The 19,997-nt window shown below is 28.8% G+C and carries 15 protein-coding genes and 1 other annotated feature; of the genes, 4 read left to right on the plus strand and 11 right to left on the minus strand.

Translation table 11 applies throughout. The annotated features are described in order from the left end of the window. Positions 1–128 precede the first annotated feature (128 nt). The 4 genes from IC214_RS02520 to infC form a co-directional block, all read right to left on the minus strand. Positions 129–665, minus strand: a complete 537-nt coding sequence (locus IC214_RS02520; RefSeq protein WP_227866178.1) for a helix-turn-helix domain-containing protein — start codon at positions 663–665, stop codon at positions 129–131. Between the two features lie 163 nt (positions 666–828). Beyond that, positions 829–1,185 (minus strand): 50S ribosomal protein L20, encoded by a 357-nt coding sequence (rplT, locus tag IC214_RS02525; protein ID WP_227433488.1) that lies wholly within the window; start codon positions 1,183–1,185, stop codon positions 829–831. Between the two features lie 60 nt (positions 1,186–1,245). Next, a complete protein-coding gene (gene rpmI, locus IC214_RS02530) occupies positions 1,246–1,440 on the minus strand; it encodes a 50S ribosomal protein L35 (RefSeq protein WP_003418222.1) in 195 nt (64 codons plus the stop codon). Positions 1,441–1,467: 27 nt separating this feature from the next. Beyond that, positions 1,468–1,977: a translation initiation factor IF-3 gene (gene infC / locus IC214_RS02535; RefSeq protein ID WP_227433661.1), complete on the minus strand. Its 510-nt coding sequence runs from the start codon at positions 1,975–1,977 to the stop codon at positions 1,468–1,470. Between the two features lie 28 nt (positions 1,978–2,005). Then, positions 2,006–2,148: a sequence feature (ribosomal protein L20 leader region), on the minus strand. Between the two features lie 558 nt (positions 2,149–2,706). Between infC and IC214_RS02540 the strand changes: the two genes are divergently transcribed. Both IC214_RS02540 and IC214_RS02545 read left to right on the plus strand, forming a co-directional pair. After that, a complete protein-coding gene (locus IC214_RS02540; RefSeq protein ID WP_227866179.1) occupies positions 2,707–4,110 on the plus strand; it encodes an AAA family ATPase in 1,404 nt (467 codons plus the stop codon). 524 nt (positions 4,111–4,634) lie between these two features. Beyond that, positions 4,635–7,961, plus strand: coding sequence for a cell wall-binding repeat-containing protein (locus IC214_RS02545; RefSeq protein WP_227866180.1), 3,327 nt, complete (start codon positions 4,635–4,637; stop codon positions 7,959–7,961). A gap of 140 nt (positions 7,962–8,101) precedes the next feature. On the opposite strand, the gene IC214_RS02550 is transcribed toward IC214_RS02545, so the two are convergent. The 6 genes from IC214_RS02550 to IC214_RS02575 all read right to left on the minus strand — a co-directional run bounded on the left by IC214_RS02550 (position 8,102) and on the right by IC214_RS02575 (position 15,769). After that, positions 8,102–9,124: a LacI family DNA-binding transcriptional regulator gene (locus IC214_RS02550; RefSeq protein ID WP_227433491.1), complete on the minus strand. Its 1,023-nt coding sequence runs from the start codon at positions 9,122–9,124 to the stop codon at positions 8,102–8,104. 117 nt (positions 9,125–9,241) lie between these two features. Continuing rightward, positions 9,242–10,840, minus strand: coding sequence for a sodium:solute symporter (locus IC214_RS02555; protein WP_227866181.1), 1,599 nt, complete (start codon positions 10,838–10,840; stop codon positions 9,242–9,244). Between the two features lie 40 nt (positions 10,841–10,880). After that, positions 10,881–12,155 carry an MFS transporter gene (locus IC214_RS02560; protein WP_227483026.1) on the minus strand — a complete coding sequence of 425 codons (1,275 nt, stop codon included), beginning with the start codon at positions 12,153–12,155 and terminating at the stop codon, positions 10,881–10,883. Positions 12,156–12,292: 137 nt separating this feature from the next. After that, complete coding sequence (locus IC214_RS02565; protein ID WP_255613106.1) at positions 12,293–13,585, minus strand: ester cyclase; 1,293 nt, start codon at positions 13,583–13,585, stop codon at positions 12,293–12,295. A gap of 50 nt (positions 13,586–13,635) precedes the next feature. Beyond that, positions 13,636–14,643 (minus strand): nuclear transport factor 2 family protein, encoded by a 1,008-nt coding sequence (locus tag IC214_RS02570; protein ID WP_227855441.1) that lies wholly within the window; start codon positions 14,641–14,643, stop codon positions 13,636–13,638. A gap of 415 nt (positions 14,644–15,058) precedes the next feature. After that, on the minus strand, positions 15,059–15,769 hold the full coding sequence (locus IC214_RS02575) for a hypothetical protein (protein WP_227866182.1): 711 nt from the start codon (positions 15,767–15,769) through the stop codon (positions 15,059–15,061). Between the two features lie 300 nt (positions 15,770–16,069). Here IC214_RS02575 and IC214_RS02580 point away from each other — a divergent pair, with 300 nt between their 5' ends. Together IC214_RS02580 and IC214_RS02585 are read left to right on the plus strand one after the other, a co-directional pair. Next, positions 16,070–16,567, plus strand: coding sequence for an RNA polymerase sigma factor (locus tag IC214_RS02580; protein WP_227831304.1), 498 nt, complete (start codon positions 16,070–16,072; stop codon positions 16,565–16,567). Then, entirely contained in the window at positions 16,545–17,324 is a 780-nt protein-coding gene (locus tag IC214_RS02585) for a hypothetical protein (protein ID WP_227866183.1), read from the plus strand. The genes IC214_RS02580 and IC214_RS02585 overlap by 23 nt, the downstream gene beginning before the upstream one ends. Positions 17,325–17,708: 384 nt before the next feature. Here the strand turns inward: IC214_RS02585 and helD are convergent, their stop codons facing one another. Then, complete coding sequence (gene helD / locus IC214_RS02590) at positions 17,709–19,952, minus strand: RNA polymerase recycling motor HelD (protein WP_227866184.1); 2,244 nt, start codon at positions 19,950–19,952, stop codon at positions 17,709–17,711. Between the last annotated feature and the right edge of the window lie 45 nt (positions 19,953–19,997).

A 19,997-nucleotide genomic window follows, 5' to 3' on the forward strand; every position in this document is an offset into this window, starting at 1 on the left:
ATGCTAAAATAAAGATAGCAATTTGATATAGAAATCAAACTGCTATCTTTATTTTAAAACTACCCTCAATATTTTATTTAATCATACTAGCTTATATATTGTTTACACTGCACTTCAACAATTTTACTTTATTCTTCTTTAGGAGGTGCAATTATTAATCCTATAGAGTGCATTTTGCGTCCTTCTCCTGATGAGTTATTTCTTAAAGGTTCTAGTATATCACCAATCTTTCTAGCTACTTCAGTTATTTCTTCTAGATTCGCATATATTGGACAGACAGAAAAAACAGAGCCATCTTTTAAAATATCTTTTTCTTCTCTTTTAGCATAATCATAAAACTCCTTCATAAATGCCACCATATATTGAGTAAACAGCTGTACATATGCTTCTGCTGAGTTTTCATTTATCATTTTTTTTGCATCATCATCAATATCTGACTTAACAGCATATACCTTTTCAACAGTTCCTCGTATTTTATTTTCTTCAACTACCTTTAGAATATTATCCTTTAACATTTTATCAAGATAACGATAAAGTGTAGCTTGTGATATATCCTTAAACTTCTCTGCTAATTGCTTTGCTGTAGTTTGCTTATTTGAATAAATCTCAAGTAACAACTTGCATTTAACTGGATTTATGAAGCAATCCATAAGTTTATCATTCATATTATACTACCTCCTCATTATTATTAATAAGATAATATTATTATATTGATAATATTTAATCAAGTTTATTAAAAATTTTATATAAACAAATAATATTCAAAAAATAAAAAAAGCCCTTGAATTATTTAAATAATTCAAGGGCTTTTTTTATCATGATTTAATACTAAGCTAATTTTGCTTTAGCAACTTCTGCTAATTTAGCAAATCCATCTGGATCTTGTATAGCCATTTCAGATAACATTTTTCTGTTAACTTCAATACCAGATAATTTTAATCCATTCATTAATCTTGAATAAGATATTCCATTCATTCTAGCTGCTGCATTTATTCTTTGTATCCAAAGTTTTCTGAAGTCTCTTTTCTTTAACTTTCTTCCTATATAAGCATTTTTTAATGCCTTCATTACGAATGTATTTGCTGGTCTATATAATTTGCTTCTAGATCCTCTGAATCCTTTTGCAAGTTTTAATATTTTTTTATGCTTCTTACGAGCGTTCATAGCTTTTTTAACTCTTGCCATCGTTATGACCTCCTTTTATATCCCTCTTCTATAGTTATTGTTTATAATCCGTATCCTATCCTAGTATGGTAATAATTGTGCTATTCTCTTAGCATCTCCATCACTTACTAGAGTTGATTTTCTTAAGTTCATCTTAGTTTTTGCAGATTTTTTAGTTAATATATGTTTTTTATAAGCTTTAGCTCTCTTTAACTTTCCTGTTCCTGTTTTCTTTAATCTCTTTGCTGCACCTCTATGAGTTTTCATTTTAGGCATGACAAATTCCTCCTCTCAGTTAATCATCTATTTTTTTGGATCTATAATTACAACCATATTATTACCCTCAAATGCAGGGGCTTTTGTTGGTTCTCCAAACTCTTTTATTATCTCTAAAAACTTTAACATAACTTCTCTACCTATATCTTTATGTCCTAGTTCTCTACCTCTAAATCTAAGTTCAACTTTGACTTTATCCCCTTTTTTAAGGAATTTTATAGCATTATTAGCTTTCGTATTTAAATCATTTTGTTCAATACCTGGTCTAAGTCTTACTTCTTTTACAACTATAGTCTTTTGTTTTTTCTTAGCTTCTTTATCTTTTCTCGCTTGCTCATATCTAAACTTTCCATAATCCATTATCTTACACACTGGTGGATTTGCATTTGGCGAGATTTGAACTAAATCTAAGTTTTTACTAGTAGCCATTGCTTGAGCTTCTTTAGTAGGCATTACTCCAAGTTGTTCACCTGTAGGTGAAAGGACTCTTATTTCCTTGTCTTTTATTTGTTCATTGATTGCTAATTCTTTGCTAATTGTAGGACACCTCCAAATTTTTTATAAAATATAAAATAAAAAGCGGATGACATAATCATCCGCAATATAAGTTACCAAATTTAAACAAGCTTAAATTACTATTAAGCTTTAACTTATATTTACCTTACTAACCATCGGCGTAAGGTGAGAAGCGGACTTCTTCTTTGTTTTATTCTTACCCTATCTACTATATCATTTTATCAAATTTTTTGCAACTATTTTTTTAAGTTTAATAAATTTTTACTAAATTAACTGCTTTTTTATTTAAACCTACATATATTTATTATAAGGTACATAGTATTTGCATTTAATTATTTCTTCCTAATACTTATTATATGCTTGTACTATTTATTTTGCTCTTATTTTTCAAAATTTAATTAAAAAAATTCAAACTTCAACTTTAAAATCTTTTATTATCCTACTACTCTATATAGTAAATACCTAAAAACACTTCTTTAGCCAATTTTATACTGAATACTTTACTTTACATCCTTTAATATCTATATTATGGTTTTTTCATCATTTCAAATTTATCTTGATTTGTCGTATTTTTTTAGTATATAAAGTTAATTTGCACATATTCATAAATGACTTTTTTCAATTAAATTTATGAATTTATTTTTATTTAGATTGCATGTATATTTTTTCCATAAAAAATAAATAATAAAAAATAGTAAATATGGAAAATATAAAATTGATTAACAATAATTAATTACCTGAGGTGTGAATATGAAAATGCTAAACAACTTTTTTAAAAAAATTAACAATCCAGTTCCTGTCTTTGCACAGACAAAAATGGAAAGAGAAAATCAAACAGATGATTCACTTTCTACAAAACCAAAAACTACATTTAGAGATGTAGCTGGATTAGACGAAGTAAAAGAAGAACTATTTGAAATAGTTGATTTTATGAAGTCTCCACAAAAGTATCAAAAAATGGGTGCAAAAATACCTAAAGGGGTATTATTTTATGGTCCTCCAGGAACAGGAAAAACATTACTTGCATCTGCTGTAGCTGGTGAAACAAACTCATCATTTTTCAATGTTACAGGTTCTGAGTTCGTTGAAAAATACGTAGGTGTAGGAGCAAAAAGGGTAAGAACTCTATTTGAAAAAGCTAGAAAAGAAGCTCCAAGTATAATATTTATAGACGAAATAGATGCTGTAGGAGCAAAAAGACATCTTGAAAGTAACAATGAGAAAGACCAAACGTTAAACCAACTTTTAGTTGAAATGGATGGATTTAATAAAGACTCCAATGTATTAATAATAGGTGCTACCAATAGACTTGACTTATTAGATGAAGCTTTACTTAGACCAGGAAGATTTGACAGACACATTCATATAGGTGCACCAAATTATCACACTAGATTTGAAATTCTAAAGGTACATACAGATGACAAGCCTATAGACAAATCTGTAAATCTAGAACTTTTAGCTAAAAAAACTCACGGTTTCAACGGAGCCCATCTTTCAAATATAGCAAATGAAGCAGCTATATTTGCAGTTAGAGATGACAGTGAATATATTACAGCAGAACACTTCGACAAAGCACTTGAAAGAGTTATTGCAGGATTAGAATCTAAAAACTCTTCATTAGTTGAAAAAGAGAAAAAGATAGTAGCTTATCATGAGGCTGGACATGCTCTTGTAAGTGATATCGTTGGAATTTGTCCTATACAAAAAATATCTATAGTACCTAGAGGACAAGCATTAGGTTATGTTCTTCAATTACCTGATGAAGATAGATATATTTATACTAGAGATGAACTGATTGGAAAAATAAAAATATTACTTGCTGGAAAAGCATCAGAAGAATTAATATTCAATCATAAATCTACGGGAGCAAAGGATGACTTAAAGAAAGTTACTGAGATAGCTAACCAAATGGTTTGTGAGTATGGTATGAGTAACTTAGGATTTATGACTATTGATGGAAATGATAAGACTTTCTTATGTGATAAAATTCAAAAAGAAGCTAATTGTATAGTTGAAAGTTGTTATAAGGAAACTTTAGAGATGTTAAAGGATAATCTTGAAGATTTACATTCTGTTTCTAAATTCCTATTTGAAAAAGAAACTATGACTCATGAAGAATTAAAAGATTTAATAGGAAAAGAAGCTGTAAATTAATTTGATAGTATTTTAAATAATTCTTACATTAAAATTAATAATTAATCTTAAAAAGAATTTCAATATTTAAAATGTACCAAAATACTTTAAGATGATATGTCTTGAGGCTGTAGATAGATTTGTGTAAAAACAAATTTACCTACAGCCTCTTCATTAATTTTATAGCCTCTGACTACTCTATTCTTTCTTCAAAATCCTATATTTGTGATTTGTCTTTATCAGTTACATCTATAGCAATTAGATTTTTGTATATTAAAGCTACACAACTTTATCCTTATGTAAATATGATAATCTCTTAATGTAAACATGACAATCTCTTATCTGATTTTAAGAATCATTTAGAGATTGTCTCTTTTTATTTATATGATTAATAATAAATGCTATCTTCCTGTAAACATAAGATTAACATTACTATGATATTGTTTTGTATATAAATACCAATAGACTAATATATAAGACACTAATAAAAAGTAAATTTTAAATGTTAAACACATAAATAATACATATAAAAAGGGGGAAATATCATGAATAAAAAATTAAATGCAAGAATTATATCTACAGGAATGGTTATGACTACACTAGTTACAGGAGTTGCTCAGGCACAAGAAACTGCTCAAGGTAATACTAATATAGAAAAGTCAGAAAAAACAACACAATCTAAAAATAGAAAAGAAATTAAAACTAGTAGTACTACATATAGTCAGCTAGCTGATTTTCTTTTACAATCAGCTAAATCATATAATTCTAATATAGATAAAAAGAAAATCCTGTCTGGATACGAAAAGAAAGAAAATCAAAAAGTTAATAGACTAGATGGTCTTATCATGATAAGTAGAGCTTTTGGAACTTTATCAGCTCCAAAAGGTCAAAATGAAAGAGTGGCAGATAAAAATGTAAGTTTTACAGATATCCCTGTTTCTGCTAAGTCTCATATAGATAACTTAATAAAGGGTGGAGTTATGGTTAACACTAAAGACAAAAAACTTCATGGTAGTGATGTTATGACTGTAGGAGAAGTTGATACTATGGTTAGACGTATCTGGTCATTTAAAGGTAGCAATCCAAAAGATGATTTTTATAATTTTGTAAATAAAAAGTCTTTGGAAGAATCAAAGCTTCCAAGTGACGAAGCAGTATCTGGTGGTTATGTTGATATTGAAAATGAGAACACAAAAAAAATTAATGCTATTATTAAAAAGATAGTAGAAGGGAATCATAAAAAAGGTAGTGAAGAGCAAAAGATTAAAGATTTCTATCTTAATATACTAGACATGAAAAGCAGAAATGAACTTGGAAATAAACCAATAAAAAAATATCTTGATGCTATAGATAAAGCAAAGAATGTAAAAGAACTTAGCGATATTCAAAAAAAATCACTTGAAGAAATAGGAACTGGTGGTTTGGTTACTCTTTCTTTAATGCAAGACAATGTAGGTGAAGCAAAATATGCTTTATATATAGGAACAATAGCTGATACACATTTATTTAGCTCCTATTCAAATGATGAGGTAATAGAAAATAGTAAAACATTTTTTAAAAAACTGTTAATTTTAAGTGGAGAAAGTGAAGCACAAGCTAGTAAGCATGTTGATGAGTATATAAACTTTGTAAAAAAAGTATCTGGAGGTGAAGAAAATATTGATAAGAGGATGACTTTAAAAGAAATGGAAGAAAAAATGCCAAACTTAGAGTTGTCTAAAATGCTTACTACTGCTGGATATAGTAATCTTCCTAAAGAAATCAAGCTAATGAATCCAAAAGATTTAGAACTATTTAATAAGGCATACACTAATAACAATTTAGAAGTTTTAAAAACACTTTTTAAAATAAAACTTTCTGAAGAAAATGCGCAATTTTTAGACCAAAAATATCTAAATGTTTGGGCTGAAAATTTTAATCCTGGTGCAGATGCTTCACAAAGTAAAATAACTGAAAAAGATGCATCAGTATTAACATCAGAAAGGTTCAATTCATATCTTGGAAAATTATTTGTAGAGAAATATTTTCCTGAAAAATCAAAGAAAGATATTGAAGATATGATTAAATCTTTTGTAGAATTATATAAAGAAAGAATTAAAAAACTTGACTGGATGAGTGAATCTACCAAAAAAGAAGCTATAAAAAAACTTGATAAAATGACATTTGTCGTTGGCTATCCTGATAAATGGGAATCTGATACAGAAAATGTAGACATTAAAAGTAAAGAAGATGGTGGAAATTATTTTGATAATATAACTGCTTTTAAACTTGCACGTCTAAAAAAGGATGCTGAAGATACAGGTAAGGTAGTACCAAAAGATAGATTTAATTTAGCAACATTTACTGTAAATGCAGTGTATGGAATGTATGATAATGCAATGACTTTCCCAGCAGGTATTTTACAAGCACCTTTATATGACCCAAAGGCATCAAGAGAAGAAAATCTAGGTGCAATAGGTGCAATAATAGGTCATGAAATTTCTCATGCATTTGACAACAGTGGAGCCAAATATGATTCAAGTGGGAAAGAACATGATTGGTGGACTAAGGATGATTACAGAGAATTTCAAGAACGTTGTAATGATGTAGTTAATTTCTATGATGGATGGGAAATAGCTCCAGGTGTAAAAGCAAATGGTAAGATAAGTTTAGGTGAAAATATTGCAGATATAGGTGGTGTAGGAGCAGCCTTGGGAATTTTATCAAAGATGGAAAATCCAAATTATGATAAGTTCTTCAAGAGTTATGCAAAGTCATATACTAGATTATACACAAGAGAATATGCAAAGAACTCTACAGGAGATGAGCATAGTCCAAATACTTTAAGAGTAAATCGTGTCTTATCAAATTTCGAAGAATTCTATAAAACGTATAATATAACAAAGAATGATGGTATGTATGTAGCTCCTGAGGATAGAGTAAATTTATGGGATAATCTAGACACTAATGTAAAATCTAAAAAAATGACTGGAGATGACAGATTCGAAACAGCAGTAAAAGTATCTAAAGAAGGCTGGAAAACTTCAAATACTGTAATACTTGTAAACGGTACTGATAAGCACTTAGTAGATGGATTATCGTCTACTCCACTTGCAAATACAAAAAATGCACCAATGTTACTTTCTAATGGAAATAATGTAGATAAATCAACAATGGATGAAATTAAAAGATTAAAAGCATCTAATGTAATAGTTGTAGGTGGTGAAGCTTCAATATCCAATTCAGTTGTTAACCAACTAAAAGGTGTTAATAAATCTATGAATGTAAAAAGAATAGGTGGGAAATCAAGATATGAAACGTCTTTAAATATAGCTAAAGAAATGTCTGGTAATAACAATATTGATACAATATATGTAAGTGCTGGAGATGGAGAAGCTGATGCACTCTCTATTTCATCAGTAGCAGGAAAAAATAACTCTCCTATAATACTTACACAAAAAGATGGTTTAGATAAAGATACATATGATTATATTAAATCTAAAAAAATAAAAACTTCTTACTTTATAGGTGGGGAAACTAAAATCTCTCAAAAAGCTATAGAACAAATTAATAATGTAACTTCAAATGATGTATCAAAAAATAGAATTGCTGGAAATGACAGACAAGAAACTAATGCCCATGTTATTGAACGTTTCTATAAAGATAATAGCATAAATGGGGTGATATTAGCTAAGGAAAATAATCTGATTGATGCTTTATCAGTAGGTCCATTTGCCTCAAAGGAAAATATGCCAGTTGTAATAGCCACAAGTAGTTTAAATAAAGAGCAAGAAAATATATTAGATAAAAAAAACTCAGAAAAAGTATATCAAGTAGGTGGTGGCATAAAATTATCTGTACTTAATAAATTGAGACTTTTATTAAACAAATAATATAAACAAAAAAATATACTATAAATATAGGTTTACTAAATTAATCACAAGTATTCAAGAAAGTATTCTTCATTTTGAATTTGAAGAATACTTTTCTTGTTTATACAGTATTATTAGTATATCTTTAATATAATTTTATCCTAAATGGTAGAATCTCTTTTAATTAATTCAGGCTTAAGCATTTCAACTACTGGCTCACAATCATCTTCTTCTAATAAGATTTTAAGTATATTAATCGTTTTTCCAATTAATAAGTCTAATGGTTGTCTAATCGTTGTTAAACTATAACTTTTCCATGAAGCCATCTGAATATCATCATATCCCATTACTGATAAATCCTCTGGTATCTTCAATTTATACTCAAATCTTGCAGCATCCATTACACCCATAGCTATCAAATCACTTGTACAAAAAATTGCTGTTGGAGGACTTGATAATGCTAACATTCTCTTTCCAGCTTCATATCCAGAATCATAATCATAATTTGCAGATTCTTCTTTAAGATTGTGAATTCCGTTTTGTCTTAATTTAGAATAAAATCCAATTTTCTTTTCCATTTCCTCACTTGTTTCTCTTGTAAATTGAATGTATCCTATATTTTTATGTCCCCTATCAATTAGGTATTCAGCAGCCATTCCTCCACCTTCAATTGGGTCTACATAAACTGTACTTATTTTTATACCTGGTATAAAACGATTAAAAAGAATCACAGGAATATTATTTTCTTCACATGTCTCAGCCATTACCTTATTCATAGCTGAAGCTGTAATAATCACAGCTTCCACTTGAAACTGAATTACTCTTGAAATTATATTATCTATTCTTTCTTGTCTAGGAACCTTAAAAACAAGACACTGTTTACCTATTTCTTGAATCTTTTCCACGAATAAGTTAATAATTCTGTTGTAAAACGGACCTAGATTATCACCAACTATCAATCCTATAACATTTGTTTTGCCACTAATCATTCCTCTTGCAACTAAATTGGGAACATATCCAATTTCATCTGCTACACGGAAAATTTTTTCTCTCACTTCAGGTTTTACACCTTTTCCATTTGCACTACCAAATGCCCTTGAAACTGATGACTGCGATACTCCTGCTAATTTTGCAACATCTTTTGAAGTAGCCGATTTATTATAATGAACTTTCTTTTGATTCATTTAGTATTTCTCCTTAAACATCTTGTATTTCTTTTTAAACATCTTGTATTTCTTTTTAAACATCTTGCATTTCTTTTTAACGCCCTTTACTTCTTTTTAAACATCTTGTATTTCTCATTAAAATTGTATTAAAAATAAGATTATATATTGGACAACGAAAAAAACTAACACAATTAACTCTTGTTTACCTAAAGAAAATGGCAATACAGATACTCCATCTACTTTATCTATTCCTTGTGAAATAAGTTCTTTTCTCATACCAAATACAGTATATTTTTTAATATCTTCTATATTATGATTATTCTTTAAAATGATACTAAAAATATATCCAAATATTAATGTTATTGTAGCACCTATTGCTGGATTCCACAACCAACTCACATTATATTTATTAGAAATAAAAAATCCTAAAACTAATCCTATGACAAAACCAATAGATACCCCTTTATCATGAGCTTTGTATGTAAACATAGCCAATATAAATGCACCTGTAGCTGGACCAGCAAAATATGAAATATAGTTACCAACAAGGTCAAGAATTGATTTGATGCTTCCTCCAAATCCCATAATAATAAAACATGTCATAACAATACCTATAATCATTGTTATAATCATCGTGACTTTTAATGACGATTCCTCATTATCTTTTTTAAAATAAAACTCATAAATATCCTTTGTAAAAACAGTTGTCATACTATTTAATATAGAGTCAATACTAGACATAGCCGCTGCAAATACACCAGCAATAATAATTCCAATTGCCCCTACTGGAAGTTCATTCAAAATAAAAGTAATCATTATTTCATTTGAAGTTTCAAATGTTCTTCCCTTATAATAAACAAATAAAATCACTCCTACTAATAACATAAAATAGTAAGCTAAATTCATAACAAATGCACTAACTACAAAAGAATTTTTGGCTCCTTTTAAAGATTTAGATGTCAAAACTCTTTGAACTTGAGATTGGTCAAAGCAGAAATATCTTATCCACATTACAGTTCCGCCAATCAGAGTAGCCCAAAAAGTATTTGTAATTGAAACATCCATATTAAAATCAAATGTATTTAATTTACCACTCTGTTGTGCAATTTGCAATGTATCAAAAAAGCCAAGATTCATTCCTTTTAGTGCTGTCATACTTACTATAAATACAGCACCTATTACTACTAACATTTGAATACTATCAGTCCATATAACTGCTTTAATTCCCCCTAGTAGTGTATATATAATTGCTACACATACAACTATTGGAACCAAAATATAAAGTGACCAACCAGTGATTATTTGAATAATAAGTACTGGTATATACACCATAGAACTCGCTTGAATCAATGAATTGATAAAAAATTGAATAATAGTTAAGCCCCTTGAATAATTGCCTAAACGAAGTCCCATATATTCATATACAGATGTTATTTTTAATCTATAAATAACTGGGGTGGTAATGCTCAGTGCAAAAAATATTGCTAAAGGGACTGTAATGTTAACCATTACTGGATACATTCCATCCATATATGCCCATCCAGGCCCCCCTATAAATCCATTAGCACTAATCATAGTAGCAGCAACTGACAAAGCGATTGGAATCCATGGCATTGACCTACCTGCTAAGAAATAATCTTCTTGATTTTTATTATCTTTTCCTGAATAATAACCAATAACCAACATTAACAGCAAATATCCTACTATAATACACACATCGATTACTGAAATCATAAGCCACCCCTTTCTAACCAACAAAATAGTTCTTAGAATTCTACTCTTTCTTGTTTAATGTTTCTGGTAAGAACAGCCATACAATAGCACCTGCTACAAATACTGCTGTTGATATATAAAAAATAGTTGTCATACCTAAAGCACCAGAAGCTGTACCAGCTATTGCAGGAATTGCAAATGTAGATATAATTCTTCCTCCATTAAATGACATTCCAGAGGACAATGAACGATATTTACTTGGGAATAATTCTGTATAGTATGCTCCCCATGCTCCAGAATACCCAACAGCAATTCCTAATAATACTGATATCATATAAAATGCTGTTGTATTATTTCCTCCTAGTTTTGTATATATAAATACAAATACTGCTGCTAATGCCATCCCTATAAAAGGTACTTTTCTTCCAAATTTATCTGCTATTGAACCCCAAAATAAATATCCTACTAACTGCCCAATTCCTTGTAAACTATATATAGAACCTGCTACTGCTGCTGTCATTCCTATCCCTGTTACCAAATATGTAGTTGCATTGTTTGAAAATGCTGAGTATGCTGTGAAGTTAGCACCTGATAAAATAATTGTTCCTAGTCCAATCCACAAATATTTCCCCTTATACATACTTACATAGCTAATTTTTTCACCTGTTTCTTTTCCTTTTTTAACTAATTCTCTTGTATACTCTGAATCATCTGGTACAAAGAAAAATGCCAAAATAGCTCCAACTATAGGTGGTATAATCGCAGTATACATTAATATTTGCCAATTTGCATCACCTAAAAATCCATACACTTTCCCACCAAAAATCATAGCTAGTGAAAATAATGCAGTTAATACAGCAGCTAACTTACCACGATATTTGCTTGGAAACATATCTGCAACTAGAGGCATAGCTGTTCCAAATACACCACCCAATACTACCCCTGTGCATAAACGTGCAATTTTCCACAATATAATATTTGTAGGAGATAACATTGGAATAAAAGTCGTCAACCCAATTAATAAAGCTACACTAATTAAAGTTTTCTTTTTACCAAGCTTTGTAGAAATTACTCCAAAAATGAATGTACCTGGAATTGTACCAAAGGACATGACAGCAAATATTTCTTCTGTCTGTTTTAATGAAAACCCAAATCCACCTTCTGCCAAAGTATAAATCATTGTTGGTTTAATAAAGGTACCTACCATAAAGTTATAGCAATAGAAAAAGTATATTAAAGCAATCGAAAAAAATGCAATTCCCCTTTTTAGATTTGAATAATCTTTTCCTAGTATAATATCATTTTCTATCACATCTGTTGTTTTCATATTATTCATAATTACCCCTCCCTTACTATTAAGCATACTATTGCTAAAACTTTAAATTTTTACTTTTCATACATATTTCTTGCTTAAATTATATAACAAGAATACTTATTATATAATTTCTAAAAATATTTATACTCTAAACTATCTTACTCTTCTACACCCATGTACATCTGCTTCAAAACATCCATACCATCAAAAGTCATCCATTCTTCCTTTACCTTACCTTGTAGTACATGATAATGATTAATTCCCATTACCTCTACATGCTTACCAGAAGGTTGTCCAAAAAATCCAATGCCTTCATTTATTCCACGCAGTCTCCATCTCACAGATACATCATATCCTTCATTTTTTTCCTTTTGATTACAAGTTACTCTTTCTACTTCATAACTGCCATTTGGAATTGAAGCAAGTAAACTTACAATCATTCCTTGAATCTCATCATACCCATTTAAATCTTTATCACATATGAAATGTACTACTGCATTATCGTGATAGTACTTTTTAACTTCATTTATATATTTATAATTGTAAATACGACTTGTCATCTCAAGCATCATTTCACCAACAGAATCATCTTTAGCTTGATACTTTGCTGGCATAAATTGACCATCCATAGACTCACAAATACCATAAGTTGATTGTAAACTCAATACTTTAGATGCACTTGCCTTTGCCATATTTTTTGCCACTTCTTGAGGATTTAATCCTAACTGAGTAACAATCCATAGATTATCTCTAACTAGCCATTCTTCATGGATTCTATTATTCGTAGTAGCACAATCAATTACAGTTCTAAAATTTATCTTTTTTCCAGTTGCTGGAGCAAAATTACTGTCACCTAAATTAGTTGCTGTAGACAAAACACGATGAGAAGACAAAAAACCATCAGCACCAAAATTAGACCATATTACATTTTGACCAATCAGCCTTCTATCTGGAAACGCATGTAAAGTTTGAAGAGTATTTGAGATAACATCTTTTATACCAACTAAATTAGAAGAACCACAGTGCATTGTTACATTATTGTGATATGTATCATAAATAACTCCAATACCTTTTTCTTCCCAAATATTATGTGTAATTTTCATAATATAGTCTACAAAATCTCTATATTTGGAATCAAATCCAGGTAACTTCTGCTCCCTTTTTGTTTGATTTGAAAAATCATTATAATCCATTACTCCAACAGGTGTTACTTCTAGTGAATCTCCATAGTAAATTTTTGTAGACTCCATATTTGTTTCTCCCTTCAATGTAATTTCTTCAGCTTTTTTAATAGTATTATTCTCATTGATTTTATCTATATTAGCTTTATTTACTTCAACATTATTAGCTTTATCTACTTCAACATTACTTAATTTAATCTCATTTATATCAACTTCTTTTGCTTTTTCTTTATCTTTTTCTCTTACATCATTTTTATCAATATACTTCAATTTACATTATCCCCTTTCTTGAATACGTATTCAAAATTAATTATTAAAAATTAAACATTAAAAATACTTTTAGTTCTTTCAAGAATATCAAGACCTTGTTGTTTTAACCAGTATGGAATATCAATCAACACCCAATTTTCTTTAAGTTTATCTCCTTTACGATAGTAAACATCAACGACTTGCATATCTGCCTTAACCTCTCCACCTGGCAATCCTAAAAATCCTCCACATGGGATATTGCTTAAGTTAGGCCATCCAAAGAAACAAGCAAAATTACCTTCTGCGAATCTACATACATGTCCATTAAAAGTCTTTCCTTTTAAATTATTTCTAAATGGCAATTGATGTTGTTCTTGATATCTAGGTATAGTATAAGAAGCTCCAATCCCCCCTGGTCCATACCAAATCATATCTTTAGCCCATGATTTTTCAAGTATCTCTGGTGGGCATCCCATAGAACCACTGTCATTTAGTTCAGACAAATCATCTACCATTTTATTGACTAATGCTAAAGTCTTAACCCCCTCTACTTCATCTGCATCTTCAAAAAGTAATCCATTATGGTCAATTGGTCCTGGATATACAAAATATGAACCTGTTTGTGGTGGCAATGGATTGACACCTGCCTGAATCATAAATCCAATTATATCTACAAATAATCCAGTTTTGGAAATTCTACCATCCTGCACACAGTTAAATTCCGCATATCTTAAGCTAATCATCTTGCGAGTATGCTTAATCCCAAGCCAATCATTATCAAAAAGTCCCATAAAATGACCCATACTCATTACCCACTCACTGTTATCAATTTCATTAGTACCTGCAATGAAGATATCTTGTCGTCTTTGCATATTACTCAATGAATGCTTTAAAGGCTTCCAAAATATATCTGCTACATTTTCAACTCCTTTTTGTTCACGAAATGGATATACGCCTCTCCAGTCATAATCTGACTTCATGTGCTGTTTTAAAATTTTTTTAATTTCATCTCCATTGGCATTTTCTAATGCTTCAAAGTAATTTCTTACAACTCTTTTTGATTCTTGATATTTTCCCATGATTATATCCTCCCAAATTTATAAAGTATAATCTAACTTTATTGACTTGTTATTGCATACGTTTTCTTTTTTACAACCTTTTTATCTATTTTTAGGTTATTTTATGAATACATATGCATTTTTCTAAATATTAACATATATCTAAAAAATTGTAAAGAAAATGTTATCATAAAAATGTAAATTGTAACTTATATCTACTCAAATTTATATGTTTTTAATCACTCCTAATAAAACTAATCTTTATCTCCCATATTTATTGAAATACTTGCACCAATAAACAACTATAAAAAAATAAAGGTGACAGTCTTTTTAAAGCTATCACCTTTTTGATTTAGTCAATAATATGTTTTTATTTGTATTCTGATATTTATTTTTTAACCTTTAATTTAATTGTTTATTTATTGAATTTCTAACCCTATTTTTTATCAGTATCTTTTTTTTCACCTTTAATTTCTTCTTTAGTATTATTTTTCTTAACCTCTTCTACTTGTTCATCAGTTGCTGTTTTAGATTCATAAATTTTTTCATATTCTTTTATATTATTTTTCTCAGTATCTGATTTATTTTCAGACACTATTTTTTCATCTACATTTTGGTTTTCAAATCTTCCACATTTCTGATATTCATTGTTTTCTTGATAATTTTTAGCATCAAATTCTTCATTTTCTTTAAATTCTCTGTAAGTTCTTTCATGACCACTTGGTGCAAATCCTTCATGACCTCTATATTCTCTATTGCCATGACCTCCTTCGTATCCTCTTGGCACAAATTCTTCATGACTTCTACATTCTCTATTGCCATGACCTCCTTCGTATCCTCTTGGCGCAAATTCTTCATGACCTCTATATTCTCTATTGCCATGACCTCCTTCGTATCCTCTTGGTCCAAATCCTTCATGACTTCTACATTCTCTATTGCCATGACCTCCTTCGTATCCTCTTGGTCCAAATCCTTCATTGCCTCTGCATCCTGCATGTTCATGAAATTGCTTGTATCCTCTTGGTCCAAATCCTTCATGACACATCATTTCAAATATTTTGCACCCTTCACATACATGATTCCATGGATGTCTATGAGGACCTCCATATCCTCTAAATCCTTCTCTTTTATCTTTGTAATAATTCATATTAACTCCTCCTAATTAACTCGATTTTTTCTATTAATTTATTTTTTCAGTTTTATTAAGGTACCTTATCTATTTTTAATTATAAAGGTACCTTATAATTTTGTCAACACTATTTTTAAGGTACCTTTGTATTTTCTTCAATTTCTTTTATTTTCTATTTTCAAAATGAAAAAAATTAGGGATACTCCTACTAATAAAATAATTATTTAAAAAAAGTGAACCATTTATAGTAAAATTTTATCTAATAAGTGTAAGGCAAAAAAGTAGCGCTACGATTTGCATAGAAAGGTAGGAGTACAATTGGATAAAACTACATTTATTAATAATATTCTTGAGTCAGAACAGACTTTGTATCGCATATCTAAGTCTATTTTAGGAAATGACCAAGATTGTGAGGATGCTGTCAACAATGCTATTTTAAAGGCATATGAAAAATTAGACTCACTAAAAGAACAACAATATTTTAAGACTTGGTTGATTAGAATAGTCATAAATGAATGTAATTCATTAAGACGTAAACAGTTTAACCTTCTACCCTTTGAAGAAATTCTCAAGAACAAAAAAGTAGAAGAAGATGATGATTACAGTGATTTATATATTGCTATTCAAGGTTTATCTAAAAAAATTAAGATTCCAATAGTTCTTTATTATATCGAGGGATATTCAATAGATGAGATTAAAGAAATATTAGATATACCTCAAGGAACTGTAAAAAGCAGATTATCAAGAGGTCGAAAATTATTAAAAACTAAATTAGAAAATATGGAGGTAATGTATGAACAAAAACAAATTAAATAATTCATTTCCGAAAGCTCCAGAAAGCTTTCATAATAGATTAAATAAAACATTAAATAGTCTACCAGAAAGAGGGGAAAATTATAAAATGATTAATAATAAAAAACATAAATTACCATTTAATTTATCATTCAAAAAAGGATTAATTGCAACTTTTGCTGTTACTCTACTTTTGGGTACAACAGTTCTTGCTACAGGAGAGATATCTAGTATAATTGGAAAATCAAGTACTAGGGCTACCTATACATCTATCCCAACTACAGAACAAGTAAAAAAAGACTTTAAATTTGCCCCTAATATAGTTTCTGAATTTAGTAATGGATATAAATTTAAAGGAGCTTATACTATAAATGAAAAAGGACTTGATAAGGAAGATAACATTTTAGGCGAATTAAAAGCACTTGATTTTACCTATGAAAATGGTAATGATGAAATATCTCTTAAAACATCAAATAATGTGCTTGGAAAAGATTCTGAGAATATAAAAGTTGTAGATACATACAAAGATGTAAATATTTCTTATGAGGAATTCAAGCAAAAGTATGTACCAGAAGGTTATAAAATGACAGAACAGGATAAACTTGATGAAAAATCAGGTAAATATGTATTTAGTGAGTGGTCAGGTGATGTGGAAGTTAATGAATATAAATATTTGAGCTGGAAACAAAATGGAGTTTATTACTCATTTATAGTTCAGGACTCAAATTTATCTATGAATAATTTAGTAGAGATGGCTCATGAAGTAATAGATACAAAATAAAGATAAGTAACATAAAGCATATCTAACAATTGAATTATTTATGAGTCTATTATTTGTGACTTTAATTTATTTATTAGTAAACATAACCATCTCTTTTATATTAATATTTTTTTTAGAATTTATATCAGATTTTAACTATTTAACTGCTATACAAATTCTAACTAAATAATACTACTAAAAAAGCCCTTAAAAAACATCTATTTTGAATTTTAAGGGCTTTAACTTTATCATAAAATACTCATATAAATATTCATTACAAGTACATAATAAATATATAATAATCCTAAAAAATTAGAAAAGAGTTAAAATTTCATTATTTTAATATTACTTCAATATTATTTTAATATTGTTTTAATATCGTTTTAGTATTACTTTAATCTTACTTTAATATTGTTTTAATAAAGAACTTATCTCATCTAAATAATATATGTTTAGTACATGAAGAGCTCTTGTACAACAAGTATAAAGGAGCAACCTTTCATCTTCATTATTATAATTTTTATTACTTGCATTATATATAATAACCACATCAAATTCAAGCCCTTTAGATAGATATGAAGGCATTATTAACACGCCATTTATATACTCATCATCATCTTTTGTTATACACTGTACATCAACATCATTCTCTTTTAAAAACTCGTATACTTCTCTAGCTTCACGAACTGTTTTTGTTATGATACCAACAGAGTTATAATTTTTCTTTTTATAACCTTTTATATCTTCAATAAGTTTTTTATTCAGTTGATTTTTATCTTTAAAACCGATTATCTTAGGCTCATCACCATGTCTTTCAACATATTCATCATTTATAGATTCAGTAAGAAGTTTTCTTGAAAATCTAGTAATTTCCATTGTTGAACGATAGGTTTTACTTAGATTTATTATACAAGTATCATTCTTTAATATATCATGAATATTATTGTAATCTCCAACATTCATAAATGGATTGATTGATTGGTTGATATCTCCTAATATAGTCATATTTGCAGAATTAAAGAGTTTATAAAATATTTCATATTGTAATGGACTGTAATCCTGTGCTTCATCTATGATTACATATTTAATTTGTGATGTATTTGGGATACCTCCAAGAACCCCTTTTAAATATAAAAGAGCAATTTGGTCCTCATAATAAAGGCTCTTTACACTCAAATTATCCATTGTATAAGTTCTTATATTATCTATAAGATTTTTATCATACTCAATATTCGTTTTATCTAAAAACAGCTCCAAATTCTCAAATAGATTTTTATAAGTGTCTATCAAGTCTAGCTCTGTCATTTTTAAAACTTTAGAATAGATTTCTTTCAAATTTTCTTTTACAATAAGAGTACTTTTTTCTATCATTTCTTCTTTTTCTATATAATCTCCAGATTCTTCAAGTTCTTTAAATATTTCATCAACCCAAATTTTTTCATATGGTTCAATTAGAAACATTATTCTTGATTTTATCTTTTCTAATCTTCTCTTGATTGGTAGATTTGAATAATCATTGGAAAACAAATCTTGCAAATCCTTAGATGAAATTATCAACTTGCCTCTCACAATAATATCTTCAAAGCATCTATCCTCTGTCTCTAGATGAGTTATATATTTTTTTAATATATCCACAAACTCTGAAGATGTTTTAAATTCTATATTTTCTATCCTATCTCTATATGTTATTTTTTGATTATTATCAAATATATACTCCATCATTTCTGATGGACTTTCTTTTTTAAAATCATTTCCTAATTCTTGATGCATATAGTCTTTAAATGTGGTCTGACAAATATTATCTTCACCAAGTTGTGGTAATACATTTGATATATAGTCGTTAAATATGTTATTTGGAGAAAATATTATTATATTTTTAGATGTTATTTTATCTTTATGTCTATATAGTAAATATGCAATTCTATGAAGTGCTATAGATGTTTTTCCACTTCCAGCGGCGCCTTGTACAATTAAGTTTTTATAATCTTCATTACGAATCACTTGATTTTGCTCTCTTTGAATAGTTGTAACTATAGTTTTCATTTTCTCATCAGAGTTTTTGCCTAAAAGCTCCTGTAAGACATCATCATCAATATTTAGATTGCTGTCAAACATATACTCAATTTTTCTATCTTTTATTTTATACTGTCTTTTCTTAGTTATTTCTCCAGAGATTAATCCTTCTGGGCAATCATAACTTGCTTGTCCAATCTCATAGTCGTAAAACATACTTGAAATAGGAGCTCGCCAATCATATACAAAAAAATCATAATCATCATCAATGAGATTTGATAGCCCAATATAACACTTTTGAGTATCAACTTCATTATCTTCAGTAAAGTCAATTCGTCCGAAATAAGGAGATTCAATCATTTTTTCGTATTTATCTTTGAGCTTTTCAGTAAATTCATGGCTCCTTTTTTGATGCTTCATAACATCCATAAATGACATAAACTCAGAAAGTTGTTCTAATCCATTTTCAATAGAAATAGCCCCCAAATCACTCCATAATTCCCTTTGAGTTTCTATAGCATCTTTTTTTAGTTTATCCTTTTCTCTACGTTTTTCCTCAAGCTGTCTGTTAGCTTCTTTAAGAACTTTTTGGAGCCATTCATTTTCAAGATTCAATTCAAAATCATTTAGATTCATATTATAATCCTCCTCAATTGAAATTAACGTTTAATCCGCTATATC

This window comes from Clostridioides sp. ES-S-0190-01 (assembly GCF_020658275.1).
Classification (GTDB): Bacteria; Bacillota; Clostridia; order Peptostreptococcales; family Peptostreptococcaceae; genus Clostridioides.

Bases quoted from the DNA above. Each gene is read 5' to 3' on its own strand.
- rpmI (WP_003418222.1), bottom strand. From the start codon at position 1,440: ATGCCTAAAATGAAAACTCATAGAGGTGCAGCAAAGAGATTAAAGAAA.
- IC214_RS02585 (WP_227866183.1), top strand. From the start codon at position 16,545: ATGAACAAAAACAAATTAAATAATTCATTTCCGAAAGCTCCAGAAAGC.
- IC214_RS02575 (WP_227866182.1), bottom strand. From the start codon at position 15,769: ATGAATTATTACAAAGATAAAAGAGAAGGATTTAGAGGATATGGAGGT.
- IC214_RS02540 (WP_227866179.1), top strand. From the start codon at position 2,707: ATGAAAATGCTAAACAACTTTTTTAAAAAAATTAACAATCCAGTTCCT.
- helD (WP_227866184.1), bottom strand. From the start codon at position 19,952: ATGAATCTAAATGATTTTGAATTGAATCTTGAAAATGAATGGCTCCAA.
- rplT (WP_227433488.1), bottom strand. From the start codon at position 1,185: ATGGCAAGAGTTAAAAAAGCTATGAACGCTCGTAAGAAGCATAAAAAA.
- IC214_RS02570 (WP_227855441.1), bottom strand. From the start codon at position 14,643: ATGGGAAAATATCAAGAATCAAAAAGAGTTGTAAGAAATTACTTTGAA.
- IC214_RS02550 (WP_227433491.1), bottom strand. From the start codon at position 9,124: ATGAATCAAAAGAAAGTTCATTATAATAAATCGGCTACTTCAAAAGAT.
- IC214_RS02555 (WP_227866181.1), bottom strand. From the start codon at position 10,840: ATGATTTCAGTAATCGATGTGTGTATTATAGTAGGATATTTGCTGTTA.
- IC214_RS02545 (WP_227866180.1), top strand. From the start codon at position 4,635: ATGAATAAAAAATTAAATGCAAGAATTATATCTACAGGAATGGTTATG.
- IC214_RS02560 (WP_227483026.1), bottom strand. From the start codon at position 12,155: ATGAATAATATGAAAACAACAGATGTGATAGAAAATGATATTATACTA.
- IC214_RS02520 (WP_227866178.1), bottom strand. From the start codon at position 665: ATGAATGATAAACTTATGGATTGCTTCATAAATCCAGTTAAATGCAAG.